Source organism: Mycobacterium talmoniae (assembly GCF_001854525.1).
Lineage (GTDB): Bacteria > Actinomycetota > Actinomycetes > Mycobacteriales > Mycobacteriaceae > Mycobacterium > Mycobacterium talmoniae.
In genome coordinates this window covers 1-16,199 of sequence record NZ_MLQM01000126.1, presented here as the reverse complement: position 1 = coordinate 16,199, position 16,199 = coordinate 1, and the positions used below count along the sequence as shown (strand labels likewise).

The 16,199-nt window shown below is 70.5% G+C and carries 6 protein-coding genes and 1 pseudogene; 5 read left to right on the top strand and 2 right to left on the bottom strand.

Annotated elements, in window-relative coordinates; all coding sequences use genetic code 11:
- Together BKN37_RS19420 and BKN37_RS19415 are read right to left on the bottom strand one after the other, a co-directional pair.
- Nucleotides 1–886, bottom strand: an 886-nt coding sequence (locus BKN37_RS19420) for a serine/threonine-protein kinase (RefSeq protein WP_131823653.1), incomplete at its 3' end; no start/stop codon positions are given.
- Nucleotides 887–1,060: 174 nt separating this feature from the next.
- Complete coding sequence (locus BKN37_RS19415; protein WP_071028593.1) at nt 1,061–2,311, bottom strand: MFS transporter; 1,251 nt, start codon at nt 2,309–2,311, stop codon at nt 1,061–1,063.
- 473 nt (nt 2,312–2,784) lie between these two features.
- Here BKN37_RS19415 and BKN37_RS19410 point away from each other — a divergent pair, with 473 nt between their 5' ends.
- The 5 genes and pseudogenes from BKN37_RS19410 to BKN37_RS19390 form a co-directional block, all read left to right on the top strand.
- The gene (locus BKN37_RS19410; protein ID WP_242657297.1) at nt 2,785–3,825 is read left to right on the top strand and encodes an ATP-grasp domain-containing protein; all 1,041 of its coding nucleotides are present in this window, start codon (nt 2,785–2,787) and stop codon (nt 3,823–3,825) included.
- Between the two features lie 116 nt (nt 3,826–3,941).
- The gene (locus tag BKN37_RS19405; RefSeq protein WP_242657296.1) at nt 3,942–5,867 is read left to right on the top strand and encodes a hypothetical protein; all 1,926 of its coding nucleotides are present in this window, start codon (nt 3,942–3,944) and stop codon (nt 5,865–5,867) included.
- Between the two features lie 437 nt (nt 5,868–6,304).
- Nucleotides 6,305–15,523 (top strand): type I polyketide synthase, encoded by a 9,219-nt coding sequence (locus tag BKN37_RS19400; protein ID WP_071028590.1) that lies wholly within the window; start codon nt 6,305–6,307, stop codon nt 15,521–15,523.
- Between the two features lie 5 nt (nt 15,524–15,528).
- The gene (gene acpS / locus BKN37_RS19395) at nt 15,529–15,921 is read left to right on the top strand and encodes a holo-ACP synthase AcpS (RefSeq protein WP_071028589.1); all 393 of its coding nucleotides are present in this window, start codon (nt 15,529–15,531) and stop codon (nt 15,919–15,921) included.
- A 10-nt stretch (nt 15,922–15,931) separates the two neighbouring features.
- Nucleotides 15,932–16,199: pseudogene (locus tag BKN37_RS19390) on the top strand (dipeptidase); the annotation flags it as partial.

Here is a 16,199-nt window from a genome sequence, read left to right as displayed (position 1 = left end):
CCGACGCGCCGGCGGTGGCGCCGGCCGGGGCGCCGCAGGCGGCGCGGGTGCAGCGCTGCAGTTCGTCGGCGAAATCCTGGCATCGCCCGAAGCGATCGATCCGGCGTTTGGCCAGCGCGCGGGTGAACGGCTCGTCGCAGCCGGCCAGGTCCGGCCGGATATCGCCGAGGCGCGGCGGCGGCGCATGCAGGTGTTTGGTGATCACCACGGCGGGGTTCTTGTCGGCGAACGGCGGCGACCCGGTCAACAGGTGAAACGCGGTGGCGGCCAACGCATATTGGTCCGCGCGCCCGTCGATGGGGCCGTCCGCCAGCTGCTCGGGGGCGATGTAGCTGACGGTGCCCACGGTCATGTTGGTCTCGGTCAACCCGCTGACATCGTCGAGCCGGCGCGCCACCCCGAAATCGGTCAACAAGATTCGACGCTGCGGGCCGGGCGACGAGTGGCTGATCAGGATGTTGGCGGGTTTGACGTCGCGGTGCAGCAATCCCTGGTCGTGCGCGTAGTCGAGGGCGTCGGCGATCGCGGCGACGATCTCGACCACCAGGTCGGTCGGCATCCCGGCCGGATACTTTTCGCACAGCAGCTGCGCCGCGTCGGTGCCCTCCACATAGTCCATCGACAGCCACAGCTGCCCGCCAAACTCGCCGCGGTCGTGCAGGCCGACGATGTGCGGATGCCACAACCCGGCGGCCAGCTCGGATTCGCGGTTGAACCGGGCGCGAAATCCCGGGTCGTCCGAGACATCCCTGGGCAGAATCTTGAGCGCGTCGCGGCGCGGCAGCCGGGGATGTTCAGCCAGGTAAACCTCGCCCATCCCACCGGAGCCCAGCAGCCGAATGATCCGGAACCCGCCGGCCGCCTCCGCGCCACTCACCAGTGGCATGGGCACACACTTCCGGTCGACGGACCGCGCCCGGTCCGCGCAGGATCGAGCGGGCGCAAAACTGAACACCACATTGACGTACGCGTCACCTCGAACACCGTGGGGGCCTTTCGCGTTGGGGTGTACCACCCGCGTGGGCCCATCAAACGTGGCCGACCACCCGGCCGCCCCCGGTCAGTGGCCGGGGGAAACGGTGAGCGCGCCGGGCTCGCCGAGCCGCTCGGAGTGGCGCGCCTTGCGGCCGCTGCGCGCGACGCCGACCGCGGCCACCGCCCAGACCACGTACTGCACGGTCCAGGCCGCCCGGAACGAGTCGAACGAGTACACGCCGCCGATGATGATGCCCATCGCCTGCATCACCAGCAGCGAGGCGATGAACCCGCCGGTGTTGACCATGCCCTGGGCGGTGCCCAGGCTGGTGCGCGGGTTGTAGGTGCGGGCGAAGTCGAACGCGACCAGCGACACGGTTTGGCTGACCGCGATCACCACCACCAGCAGCACCAGCAGCCACCCCGGCGCCCGGTGCGGCAGCGCCAGCACCACCGTCCAGATCGTCGCGCTGGCGACGATCAGCCCGAGCACCAGCGCCGGCCGGGCGTGCGGATGACGCCCGGAGAAGATGCCGATCGCCACCCCGGCCACGGCGAACGTGGCCACCGACACCGTCAGCAACCCGCCGGCCACGCTGGGGGTCAGGCCTTGCGCCTTCGTCAAATACGGCAGCCCCCACATCAGCGCGAACACCGTCATCGCGAACTGGGTGCCCATGTGGGTGAAGAACCCCAGCCGGGTCCCCGGCCGCGACCACACCGCCTTGATGTCGGCCACGGTGCTGTGCACGGTCCGCGGCTCGGCAACGACCTCGGTGCCGTGCGGGGTGTCGCGCACCAGCGCCAGCGTGAACACGATCGACAACACGCCCAGCGCGGCCGCGGCGGCGTAGGCGACCGTCCAGCCGTGGTGCAGCAGCAGCGCCAGAAACGGCACCGCCGACAGCACCTGGCCGAGTTGGCCGCAGATCCCGGTCAGCTGCGTCACCAGCGGCACCATCGGGGGAGCGAACCAGTTCGGCACCAGCCGGATCGCCGAGATGAAGATGAACGCGTCACCCAGCCCCACCAGCGCGTAGGCGCCGATGGCGGTCGGCAGCGAATGGGTCAACCCCAAGGTCAGCTGCCCGGCGGAGATGATCGCCAAACCGGTGGCGATCATCGCCTTGGGGCCGAATCGGTCCAGCAGCACCCCCGCCGGGATCTGGGTCGCGGCGTAGACGATGATCTGCAGCACCACGAACGTCGACAGCACGCTGGAGCTCGCCCCGAACCGGTCGGCCGCGTCCAGCCCCGATACCCCGAAGGTGGTCCGGTCCAGCACGGCCACGATGTAGGCCAGCAGCCCGGTGCACCACACGATCCAGGGACGCAACTTGGGGGTGGGCCTTTCCTCGGGGGTTCCGTTTCGCCGTCCCCAATCCTGCCCGGTCGTCCCCGGCTATGACGAATCCGCGCGCCGTTCCGGCAAGAACTGAGGCAGCTGGGGTCACCGTCACTCACGTTGCTGCTGGTGCAGACGTTGCGGGAGCGGTCGATCTCGTGGCCCCCCGGCAACGTCGGCGCGCGGCAGGTAACGTGGGGAGAAATCACGCTCGAAGAAGGGATAAGAGGGGTATTATTTTGCCGAATTCCGTAGGCGCACCGGACAATAGCAATTCGGACAAGGTTCGCAACCCGGAAAAGGGCTATATCGCGCTGCTGGGCTGGAGCCTGAATGCCATCGATGCGGTGGACCGGTTCGACCGCCGCTATGTGGTGGTCGCCCCGGATTGGGCCGAAGAATACTGCCAGCAGCACGGCATCCCCTACATCGCCTGGAATTTCGAGCGACTCAACGAGCGATCTATGGAGATCGCCGAGACCCTCAAGGAGCGCGGCGTCGACGTCGCGATCCCGCTGTTCGAGGAGACCGTGGAGTGGGCCGGCGCGATCAACTCGGTGCTGCTGGACAATCCGCGGCTGCTGGGCCAGGCGATGCTGCTGCGGGACAAGTCGCTGATGAAACGGCGTGCCCAGCTCGGCGGGATCCGGGTCGGCATCTTCGAGGAGGCCCACGACCGCGACGACGTGATCCGCTTCCTCAAGCGCGTCAACCAGACCCTGCTCAAGCTGGACGGCGACCCCAACGACCCGATCCACTTCAAGGCCTTCGACAAGGCCGGCTGCCTGGGGCACCGGGTGATCCGCACCCCCGACGACATCGACTCGATACCGGACGAGGAATTCCCGGCGTTGATGGAATCGCATTTGGATGGCTGGGAATTCGCCGTGGAAGCCTGGGTGCACAACGGCAAGATCCGTTTCCTCAACATCTCCGAATATGTGACGCTGGGCTATTCGGTGTTCGTTCCGGCCTCCCCGGAGCTGGAACGTTACCGTGAGCAGATCACCCGTCAGGTCGAGAAGTTGATCAAGACCTTCGACATCGATTTCGGATTCGTGCACCCGGAATACTTCGTCACCAGCGACGGCGAAATGTACTTCGGTGAGGTCGCCTACCGGCCGCCGGGCTTCAAGGTGTTCGAACTGCTGGAACGCACCTACGGATTCAACGCCTACCAGGGTCTGGTGCTGGCGTTCGACCCGAAGACCACCGAGGAGGAACTGGAGGCGTTCTTCCCCCGCGAGGTCGTCGACGCCAAGGGCCACGCGGGCTGCTTCGGGGTGTATCCGCGCCGCCGGGTGGTCAGCACCTTGGCCATGCCCGAGGAGACCGAGGACCACGAGTACTTCGAATCCCACGAACTGACCGCGCCGCTGGAGGAGACGGTGACCAAGCGCACCGCGTTCGGCACCCACTGGGGTCTGGTCTACTTCTTCGGGGACGATCCGTACGAGATGCGGCGCCTGCTCAAACGGCAAGAAGAACTCGACTTCTACGTCTGACGGCTCCGGCGGCAAAGACGTGAGGAACCTGGTTGAATTCACCGAGCAGCAACGGGAACGGCGAAGGCACGGTGTTGGACAAGCGGCTGGCGACGCTCAGCGACGCCACCCGAATCATGGCGGAGGCCGGTGACGTCGGCAAACCGGCCAAACTGCGCCGCGTCCTGGACGGGCTGCGGCTGGTGCTGCTGCAGCCCGGCGGCTGCGCCGCGGTGCAGGCGCGGGCCCAGGAGTTGGAGGCCGCCGGCCTGTTCCTGGGCACCGACTGGGCGACCCCGCAGACCCTGCTGCCCGCGCTGAGCACCGGCTCGCTGCGCAGCGAGAACCAGGACACCGTCGTGTTGGAGGCGGTTAGCCAGCTGCGGCTGGCCGCGGTCGCCAACGGCGACTACCTGCACCCGCTGATCTCCGCCGAGCAGGCCCGCCACCACCTGTCCCAGGTGCTGGCGATCAACCTGTCGCTGCTGTTCACCCCGCCGACCGAGGCCGAACGCGAACTGCAGGGCCGGATGGCCACCGTGACCCGGGACCTGTTCCGGCACCTGGTCGACGAGATCGGCTACGACAGCGTGCTGGACCGCCTGGTCGACGAGATCTGGCGGATCCTGCGGCAGCGGCCCATCCAGGTCGACCAGATCAAGGCGATGATCACCCAGATCTCGATCGCCCGCAGCGACCCGGACATCGACCTGGGCAACGGTGGGCTGGGGGTGGACCGGCTGATCACCAGCCTGTACGGCACCACCGAGGCCTGCCGGGAGGACCCCGGCGTCGAGGTCTACCGCAGCCGGCTGGAGTCGATGGACGAACCCAGCCTGCAGTACGAGGCGGCTGGGTTCGCGCGCTCGATGCACGACACCGGGCTGGTGTCGCCGTATCACGCGGTGTTGCTGCGCTTCCTGGCCGAAAAGAGCGACTACCTGCTCGGCGAGGCGCTGGGCCTGTCCAGCACCGGGCGCGACTGCCTGCTGTGCTACCACGACCTGGTGCACGCCCTGATCACCGCGGCCGTGCACACCGAAACCGCCCAGTGCATCTACGGGCTGGCGTTGCTGCTGGAGCGCGGCATCCTCTACCAGCCGCCGGTGGCGCCGTCGCTGTGGCGCCAACTGGCGCTGCCGCTGTCGGAGTACTCCCGGCAGCGGCTGACGCTGGCGTTCGGGCCGGCCCGCGACGCGCACACCTGGCTTTTGGCCGGGACGCTGTCGATGCTGGGGCTGCCGCTGGGCGTCGGCCAGGGCGACAACCCCACCTGCCAGTCCGCGCGCGCCCTGTCGATGTGGGCGTACAACGACCCGGACTATCTGCTGCAGACGATCGCCTGGGCGGCCCGCGACGACGAGATCGTCATGCACTTCGAGGGCCAGCCGATCTCCTCCCGCGAGGTCGACACCGGGGTGGCGACCAAGCTGCCGATCGACCTCGACCCGGTCTCGCTGCTGGTGGTGCCGCACCTGGACCGCATCTACGCGGAGATGGGCCGGCGCTGCATCGACCGCGACGGCGACCCGCACCGCTGGGTCAACCCGGAATTTCACGGCTGGTGGTCCGGGCGCGGATTCCGGATCAACGTCGACGTGGCCACCGGCGAACTCGTCGACATCGACGGGTTTTTGCGGCACTTCTACGCCGCGTATCACCCGTTCTACAACGGCAACCAGCCGCTGATCCACCCGCAGCCGGCCGGGGTCGCGGTGACCGACAGCGCCGCCCGGTTCATCGGCTGGCACGCCATCACCGTGCTGCGCGTCAGCCTCGACCCCGAGGAGACGATGCGGGTCTACTTCTACAACCCGAACAACGACAGCGGCCAGGACTGGGGCGACGGCGTCGTGGTCAGCACCGCCGGCCACGGGGAGCGGTTCGGGGAGGCGTCGCTGCCGTTCGAGCAGTTCGCCTCACGCCTGTACATCTTCCATTTCGACCCGCTGGAGCCCGGCGAACGGGCCTCGGTCACCCAGGCCGAACTGGACCGGGTGGTGGGATACATCCAGCGCAGCTGGGGTGCGGGCCGCATGGCCGGCCTGGACGCCGTCGGCTGACTCACGCACCAGCAAACCCGCGCGCACCGCGGTGCGGTCGTCCGACCGCGTCGGCACCGGTCGGCGGGCCGGAAACCGAAGATAACGATTCGATAACAATACTGCCTTGATCTGCGCTATTGTGGCTACTCGACCGTAACCACCTGCACGCAGGACGTTTGTCCCGGAGGCCGCTGACCGTCGTTCAACCCGGTGTTACCCAGGGCACGGTTACCCGTGCGTAGAACTCACCAGTAACCGATTTCTCGACGAAACGGCCCAGATTCTTATGCCACCCTTAATGCAGCCGATGACGTCCGCCGCGGCGTTTTGACCCGCCGGACACCGACCCGGGACAGCTGAGCTGGAGTCGACGAGGACTCACCACCGAGGGCCGCCACCTCCGCAGGGAGCGCCGGCCGGACACGCGATACGAGCACTACAGGGAGATAAACAACGTGACGATCCACGAGCACGACCGGGTGTCCGCTGACCACGACGGGACCGCCCCGGAGTCGACGCACACCCACGCGCTGGTCGATCGTCTGACCGCCGGGGAGCCCTACGCGGTGGCGTTCGGGGGGCAGGGCAGCGCCTGGCTGGAGACCCTCGAGGAGCTGGTGTCCGCGGCCGGGATCGAGTCCGAGCTGACCACGCTGGTCGGTGAGGCCGAACTGCTGCTGGAGCCGGTCGCCAAGGAACTCGTGGTGGTCCGCCCGATCGGGTTCGAGCCGCTGAGCTGGGTGCGGGCGCTGGCCGCCGAGGACCCGGTCCCGTCGGCCAAGCACCTGACCTCGGCGGCGGTGTCGGTGCCCGGGGTGCTGCTCACCCAGATCGCGGCGATGCGCGCCCTGGCCCGCCAGGGCATGGACCTCTCGGCGACCCCGCCGGTGGCCGTGGCCGGCCACTCGCAGGGCGTGCTGGCCGTGCAGGCGCTCAAAGCCGCCGGTGCGGCCGACGTGCAGCTGCTGGCCCTGGCCCAGCTGATCGGCGCCGCCGGCACCCTGGTGGCCCGCCGGCGCGGCATCTCGGTGCTCGGTGACCGCCCGCCGATGGTGTCGGTCACCAACGCCGACCCCGAGCGGCTCTACGAACTGCTCGAAGAGTTCGCCCAAGACGTGCGCACCGTGCTGCCGCCGGTGCTGTCCATCCGCAACGGCCGCCGCGCGGTCGTCATCACCGGCACCCCCGAGCAACTGTCCCGCTTCGAGCTGTACTGCGAGCAGATCGCCGAGAAGGAGGCCGCCGACCGCAAGAACAAGGTGCGCGGCGGCGCCGTCTTCGCCCCGGTGTTCGAGCCGGTGGCCGTGGAGGTGGGCTTCCACACCCCGCGGCTGGCCGACGGCATCGACCTGGTCGGCGGCTGGGCCGAGCAGGTGGGCCTGGACGTCGCGCTGGCCCGGGAGATGACCGAGGCCATCCTGGTGCGTCAGGTGGACTGGGTCGACGAGGTCACCGAGCTGCACGACGCGGGGGCCCGCTGGATCCTGGACCTGGGTCCCGGCGACATCCTGACCCGGCTGACCGCGCCGGTGATCCGCGGGCTGGGGATCGGCATCGTGCCGGTGGCCACCCGCGGCGGCCAGCGCAACCTGTTCACCGTCGGCGCCGTCCCGGAGGTGGCCCGGCCCTGGACCAGCTACGCCCCGTCGGTGGTGGCGCTGCCCGACGGCAGGACCAAGCTCGCCACCAAGTTCACCCGGCTGACCGGCCGGTCGCCGATCCTGCTGGCCGGCATGACCCCGACCACCGTCGACGCGCACATCGTCGCCGCCGCCGCCAACGCCGGGCACTGGGCCGAGCTGGCCGGCGGCGGCCAGGTCACCGAGGAGATCTTCAACGCCCGCATCGAGGAGCTGACCGGCCTGCTGGAGCCGGGCCGCACCGTGCAGTTCAACACCCTGTTCCTGGACCCGTACCTGTGGAAGCTGCAGGTCGGCGGCAAGCGGCTGGTGCAAAAGGCCCGGCTGTCCGGCGCCCCGATCGACGGGGTGGTGGTCAGCGCCGGCATCCCGGACCTCGAAGAGGCCGTCGAACTCATCGACGAGCTCAACGACATCGGCATCAGCCACGTGGTGTTCAAACCCGGCACGGTCGAACAGATCCGCTCGGTGATCCGCATCGCCGCCGAGGTGCCGACCAAACCGGTCATCATGCACATCGAGGGCGGCCGGGCCGGCGGGCACCACTCCTGGGAGGACCTCGACGACCTGCTGCTGGCCACCTACTCCGAGCTGCGGTCGCGGTCGAACATCACCGTGTGCGTCGGCGGCGGGATCGGCACCCCGGAACGCGCCGCGGAGTACCTGACCGGGCGGTGGGCCCTGGCCTACGGCTTCCCGCTGATGCCGGTCGACGGCATCCTGGTCGGCACCGCGGCGATGGCCACCAAGGAAGCCACCACCTCGCCGTCGGTCAAGCAGATGCTGGTCGAAACCCAGGGCACCGACCAGTGGATCAGCGCCGGAAAAGCCCAGGGCGGCATGGCGTCTTCCCGCAGCCAGCTCGGCGCGGACATCCACGAGATCGACAACACCGCCTCGCGCTGCGGTCGGCTGCTCGACGAGGTCGCCGGCGACGCCGAGGCCGTGGCGGCCCGCCGCGACGAGATCATCGCGGCGATGGCCAACACCGCCAAGCCGTATTTCGGTGACGTCGCCGAGATGACCTACCGGCAGTGGCTGGACCGCTACCTCGAGCTGACCATCGGCGACGGCGATTCCACCGCCGACACCGCCTCACCGGGCAGCCCGTGGCTGGCCGACACCTGGCGGGACCGGTTCGCCTCGATGCTGCAGCGCGCCGAAGCACGTTTGCACGCCGCCGATTTCGGCCCGATCGAGACCCTGTTCGCCGACGCGGCGCTGCTGGAGCGGCCGGCGGACGCGATCGCGCTGCTGCTGCAGCACTACCCGGACGCCGACACCGTGGTGCTGCACCCGGCCGACGTGCCGTTCTTCATCCAGCTGTGCAAGACGCTGGGCAAGCCGGTCAACTTCGTCCCGGTGATCGACAAGGATGTGCGCCGGTGGTGGCGCAGCGACTCGCTGTGGCAGGCCCACGACGCCCGCTACGACGCCGATCAGGTGTGCATCATCCCGGGTACGTCCGCGGTCGCCGGCATCACCCGGGTCGACGAGCCGGTCGGCGAACTGCTGGACCGGTTCGAGCAGGCCGCGATCGACGAGGTGGTCTCCGGTAACGGGCAGCCGCAGCCGGTGACCGCGCGCCGGCAGGGCCGCACCGACGTGACCGGGCCGCTGTCCATCGTGCTGGACGCCCCCGACGTGCTGTGGGCCGGGCGCACCGCGACCAACCCGGTGCACCGCATCGCCGCCCCCGATCAGTGGCAGGTGCACGAAAACCGCACCGCCAGCCACCCGTCCACCGGCGCGCGGCTGGAGCTCGACGGCGAGGACGTGGTGCTGTCCGTGCCGCTGTCGGGCACCTGGATCGACATCCGGCTGACCCTGCCCGCCGTCACCGTCGACGGCGGCACCCCGGTGGTGCGCACCGAGGACGCCGCGGCCGCGATGCGCGCGGTGTTGGCGATCGCCGCCGGCGTCGACGGACCCGACGCGCTGCCGCCGGTGACCGACGGTGTCGCCACCGTGACGGTGAACTGGAACCCCGAGCAGGTCGCCGACCACACCGGGGTCACCGCCACCTTCGGCGCGCCGCTGGCGCCCGGGTTGTCCACCGTGCCCGACGCGTTGGTCGGCCGCTGCTGGCCGGCGGTGTTCGCCGCGATCGGCGCGGCCGCCACCGACACCGGGTTCCCGGTGGTGGAGGGCCTGCTGTCGCTGGTGCACCTGGACCACGCCGCGCACCTGGTCGCCCCGCTGCCCGACTCCGCGGCGGAATTGACCGTCACCGCAACGGTTTCGGCGGCCACCGACACCGAGGTCGGCCGGGTGGTGCCGGTGACGGTCACCGTCGCCGACGCGGCCGGCACCGTGCTGGCCACCCTGGACGAGCGGTTCGCGATCCGCGGCCGCACCGGGGCCGCCGAACTCACCGACCCGGTGCGGGCCGGCGGCGCGGTGTCCGACAACGCCACCGACACCCCGCGGCGGCGTCGCCGCGACGTGACGCTGACCGCGCCGGCCGACATGCGGCCGTTCGCGGTGGTCTCCGGGGACCACAACCCGATCCACACCGACCGGGCCGCCGCGCTGCTGGCCGGGCTGGACGCCCCGATCGTGCACGGCATGTGGCTGTCGGCGGCCGCCCAGCACGTGGTCACCGCCACCGACGGCCAGGCCCGGCCGCCGGCCCGGCTGGTCGGCTGGACCGCGCGCTTTTTGGGCATGGTGCGCCCCGGCGACGACGTCGACTTCCGCGTCGACCGGGTCGGCATCGACTTGGGCGCCGAGGTGTTGGAGATCGCCGCCCGGGTCGGCTCGGATCTGGTGATGTCGGCGACCGCACGGCTGGCCGCCCCCAAGACCGTCTACGCCTTCCCCGGGCAAGGCATTCAGCACAAGGGCATGGGCATGGAGGTCCGGGCCCGGTCCAAGGCCGCCCGCAAGGTGTGGGATTCCGCGGACAAGTTCACCCGGGACACCCTGGGCTTCTCGGTGCTGCACGTGGTGCGCGACAACCCGACGTCGCTGATCGCCTCCGGGGTGCACTACAACCACCCCGAAGGGGTGCTGTACCTGACCCAGTTCACCCAGGTCGCGATGGCCACGGTGGCCGCCGCCCAGGTTGCCGAGATGCGCGAGCAGGGCGCGTTCGTGGAGGGCGCCATCGCCTGCGGGCACTCCGTGGGTGAGTACACCGCGCTGGCCTGTGTGTCCGGCGTCTACGAGCTGGAAGCGTTGCTGGAGGTGGTGTTCCACCGCGGCTCCAAGATGCACGACATCGTGCCGCGGGACGCGCTGGGCCGGTCCAACTACCGGCTGGCCGCCATCCGGCCCTCGCAGATCGACCTCGACGACGCCGACGTCACCGCGTTCGTGGAGGAGATCGCGCAGCGCACCGGCGAATTCCTGCAGATCGTGAACTTCAACCTGCGCGGCTCGCAGTACGCGATCGCCGGCACGGTGCGCGGCCTGGAGGAACTGGAAGCCGAGGTGGAGCGGCGCCGCGAAATCACCGGCGGCAAGCGGTCCTTCATCCTGGTGCCCGGCATCGACGTGCCGTTCCACTCGCGGGTGCTGCGGGTCGGGGTGGACGACTTCCGGCGCTCGCTGGAGCGGGTGATGCCGCGCGACAAGGACCCCGACCTGATCATCGGGCGCTACATCCCCAACCTGGTGCCCAAGCCGTTCTCCCTGGACCGCGAGTTCATTCAGGAGATCCGCGACCTGGTGCCCGCCGAGCCGCTGGATGAGATCCTCGCCGACTACGACACCTGGCGGACCGAGAAGCCGCGCGAGCTGTGCCGCAAGATCGTCATCGAGCTGCTGGCCTGGCAGTTCGCCAGCCCGGTGCGCTGGATCGAAACCCAGGACCTGCTGTTCATCGAGGAGGCCGCCGGCGGCCTGGGGGTGGAGCGGTTCGTCGAGATCGGGGTGAAGTCCTCACCGACGGTCACCGGCCTGGCCACCAACACGCTCAAGCTGCCCGAATACGCCCACAGCACAGTGGAAGTGCTCAACTCCGAGCGCGACGCCGCGGTGCTGTTCGCCACCGACACCGACCCCGAGCCGGAGGACGAGCCGGAAGCCGAAGCGCCGGCGGAGGTTTCGGCCGAGGCCGCGCCCGCCGAGGCCGCCGCCCCGGCGCCGGCCGCCCCGTCAGCGCCGTCGGGTGGCCCGCGTCCGGACGACATCGGGTTCGACGCCGCCGACGCCACCCTGGCGCTGATCGCGCTCTCGGCGAAGATGCGCATCGACCAGATCGAGCCGCTGGACTCCATCGAATCGATCACCGACGGTGCGTCGTCGCGGCGCAACCAGCTGCTGGTCGACCTGGGTTCGGAGCTGAACCTGGGCGCGATCGACGGCGCCGCCGAAGCCGACCTGGCCGGGCTGAAGACCCAGGTGACCAAGCTGGCCCGCACCTACAAGCCCTACGGCCCGGTGCTGACCGACGCCATCAACGACCAGCTGCGCACCGCGCTGGGGCCGTCGGGCAAGCGGCCCGCCGCGATCGCCGAGCGGGTCAAAAAGACCTGGGAACTCGGCGACGGCTGGGCCAAGCACGTCACCGTCGAGGTCGCGCTGGGCACCCGCGAGGGCAGCAGTGTGCGCGGCGGGGCGCTGGGCGGACTGCACGAGGGCGCGTTGGCCGACGCCGCCGCGGTGGACAAGGTCGTGGACGCCGCCGTTGGTGCGGTGGCCGCCCGCCACGGCGTGGCGGTCGCACTGCCGTCATCCGGGGGAGGCGGCGGCGCGACCGTCGACGCCGCGGCGCTGGGCGAGTTCACCGAGCAGATCACCGGCCGCGACGGGGTGCTGGCCTCCGCGGCGCGGCTGGTGCTCAACCAGCTGGGCCTCAGCGATGACATGGCCGCGGTGTCCGACGCCGCCACCGACGCCGAGCTGATCGACCTGGTGACCACCGAGCTCGGCGCCGACTGGCCGCGGCTGGTGGCGCCGGTGTTCGACGCCCGCAAGGCCGTCGTCTTCGACGACCGGTGGGCCAGCGCCCGGGAAGACCTGGTCAAGCTGTGGCTGGCCGACGAGGGCGACATCGACGCCGACTGGCCGCGGCTGTCCGAACGCTTCGAGGGCGCCGGGCACGTGGTGGCGACCCAGGCCAGCTGGTGGCAGGGCAAGGCGCTGGCGGCCGGGCGCACCGTGCACGGCTCGCTGTTCGGCCGGATCGCGGCCGGGGCGGAGAACCCGGGCAAGGGCCGCTACAGCGACGAGGTCGCGGTGGTGACCGGCGCGTCGAAGGGTTCGATCGCCGCCTCGGTGGTGGGGCAGCTGCTCGACGGCGGCGCCACCGTCATCGCCACCACCTCCCGCCTCGACGACGAGCGGCTGGCCTTCTACCGCGGCCTGTACCGCGACCACGCCCGCTTCGACGCGGCGCTGTGGGTGGTGCCGGCCAACATGGCGTCCTACGCCGACATCGACGCGCTGGTGGCCTGGGTCGGCAGCGACCAATCCGAAAGCCTTGGGCCGCAGTCGATCCACATCAAGGACGCGCAGACGCCGACGCTGCTGTTCCCGTTCGCGGCACCCCGGGTGGCCGGCGACCTGTCCGAGGCCGGGGCGCGCTCGGAGATGGAGATGAAGGTGCTGCTGTGGGCGGTGCAGCGGCTGATCGGCGGGCTGTCGAAGATCGGCGCCGAACGCGACATCGCGTCGCGGCTGCACGTGGTGCTGCCCGGCTCGCCCAACCGCGGCATGTTCGGTGGGGACGGCGCCTACGGCGAAGCCAAGGCCGCCCTGGACGCGGTGGTGACCCGGTGGAGCGCCGAATCGTCGTGGGCGGAGCGGGTTAGCCTCGCGCACGCGCTGATCGGCTGGACCCGCGGCACCGGGCTGATGGGCCACAACGACGCGATCGTGTCCGCGGTGGAAGAGGCCGGGGTGACCACCTACTCCACCGAGCAGATGGCGGCGATGCTGCTGGGCCTGTGCGATGTGGAATCCAAGGTGGCCGCCGCGCACACCCCGATCACCGCCGACCTGACCGGCGGGCTGGCCGACGTCGAGCTGGACATGGCCGAGCTGGCCGCCAAGGCCCGCGAGGAGATGGTGAGCGAGGCCGTCACCGACGACGAGCCGGCCGAGGGCACCATCGCCGCGCTGCCGAGCCCGCCGCGCGGCTACACCCCGGCGCCGCCGCCGGTCTGGGACGACCTGGACGTCGACCCCGCCGATTTGGTGGTCATCGTCGGCGGTGCCGAGCTGGGCCCGTACGGCTCGTCGCGCACCCGCTTCGAGATGGAGGTCTCCGGCGAGCTGTCGGCGGCCGGGGTGCTGGAGCTGGCCTGGACCACCGGGCTGATCCGCTGGGAAGACGACCCGACCCCCGGCTGGTATGACACCGACACCGGGGAGCTGGTCGACGAATCGGAGCTGGTCGAGCGCTACCACGACGCGGTGGTGGAGCGGGTCGGGATCCGCGAGTTCGTCGACGACGGCGCGATCGACCCCGATCACGCCTCGCCGCTGTTGGTCAGCGTGTTCCTGGACAAGGACTTTTCGTTCGTGGTGTCGAGCGAGGCCGACGCCCGGGCGTTCGTCGCGTTCGACCCGGAGCACACCGTGGCCCGGCCGGTGCCCGATTCGTCCGACTGGCAGGTGACCCGCAAGGCCGGCACCGAGATTCGGGTGCCGCGCAAGACCAAGCTGTCCCGGACCGTCGGCGGTCAGATCCCGACCGGGTTCGACCCGACGGTGTGGGGGATCAGCCAGGACATGGCCACCTCGATCGACCGGGTGGCGTTGTGGAACATCGTCGCGACCGTCGACGCCTTCCTGTCCGCCGGGTTCACCCCGGCCGAGCTGATGCGCTGGGTGCACCCGTCGCTGGTGGCCAGCACCCAGGGCACCGGGATGGGCGGCATGACCTCGATGCAGACCATGTACCACGGCAACCTGCTGGGCCGGAACAAGCCGAACGACATCCTGCAGGAGGTGCTGCCCAACGTCGTTGCCGCGCACGTGGTGCAGTCCTACGTCGGCTCCTACGGCGCGATGATTCACCCGGTCGGCGCGTGCGCGACCGCGGCGGTCTCGGTCGAGGAGGGCGTCGACAAGATCCGGTTGGGCAAGGCCGAACTGGTGGTCGCCGGCGGCTTCGACGACCTGACCCTGGAGGCCATCATCGGCTTCGGCGACATGGCGGCCACCGCCGACACCGAGATGATGCGGGCCAAGGGGATCAGCGATTCGAAGTTCTCCCGCGCCAACGACCGGCGCCGGCTGGGCTTCGTCGAATCCCAGGGTGGGGGCACCATCCTGCTGGCCCGCGGCGATCTGGCGGCCAAGATGGGTCTGCCGGTGCTGGCGGTGGTGGGCTACGCGCAAAGCTTCGCCGACGGGGTGCACACCTCGATCCCGGCGCCGGGGCTGGGCGCGTTGGGCGCCGGGCGCGGCGGCCGCGACTCGGCGCTGGCCCGCTCGCTGGGCAAGCTGGGCGTCGGGCCCGACGACATCGCGGTGATCTCCAAACACGACACCTCGACGCTGGCCAACGACCCCAACGAGACCGAGCTGCATGAGCGGCTGGCCGACTCGCTGGGCCGCTCCGACGGCGCGCCGCTGTTCATCGTGAGCCAGAAGAGCCTGACCGGGCACGCCAAGGGCGGGGCGGCGGTGTTCCAGATGCTGGGGCTGTGCCAGATCCTGCGCGACGGGGTGATCCCGCCGAACCGCAGCCTGGACTGCGTCGACGACGAACTGGCCTCCTCCGGGCATTTCGTCTGGGTGCGTGACACGCTGCGGCTCGGCGAGAAGTTCCCGCTCAAGGCCGGGCTGGTGACCAGCCTCGGGTTCGGGCACGTGTCGGGGCTGATCGCGCTGGTGCATCCGCAGGCGTTCCTGGCCGCGCTGGACCCGGCCCAACGCGAGGCCTACACCGCGCAGGCTTCGGGCCGGCTGCTGGCCGGGCAGCGTCGGTTGGCGTCGGCGATCGCCGGGGGCCGACCGATGTATGAGCGGCCCGCCGACCGGCGCTTCGACCACGAGCTGTCCGAGAAGCGTCAGGAAGCCGCGATGCTGCTCAACCCGGACGCCCGCCTCGGCGACGACGACATCTACCTGCGGTAGGCCCGATGAGCATCGTTGGGGTGGGGATCGATCTGGTGTCGATCCCGGACTTCGCCGATCAGGTCGACCAGCCCGGGACGGTGTTCGCCGAGACGTTCACCCCCGGGGAACGCCGGGACGCGTCGGATAAGAGTTCGTCGGCGGCCCGGCACCTGGCGGCCCGGTGGGCGGCCAAGGAGGCGGTGATCAAGGCGTGGTCAGGGTCGCGGTTCGCGCAGCGGCCGGTGCTGCCCGAAGGCATCCACCGCGACATCGAGGTGGTCACCGACATGTGGGGCCGGCCGCGGGTCCGGTTGACCGGGGCGATCGCCGAGCATCTGGCCGACGTGACGATCCACGTGTCGCTGACCCACGAGGCCGACACCGCCGCCGCGGTGGCGATCCTGGAGATCACCTAGCCTCGTTGCCATGACTGATCTGGTGCAGCGGGTGCGGGAGGTGCTGCCGTCGGTGCGGCGCGACCTGGAGGGTCTGGTCCGCATCGAATCGGTGTGGGCCGACCCGCAGCGCCGACCCGAGGTGCATCGCAGCGCCCAGGTGGTCGCGGATCTGCTGTCGCAGGCCGGCTTTCCGCAGGTTCGGATCGTCGCCGAGGGCGGCGCCCCGGCGGTGATCGCCCGCTATCCCGCCCCGCCCGGGGCGCCGAAAGCGGTCACGCCCAGCCCGGGCAGTGCGT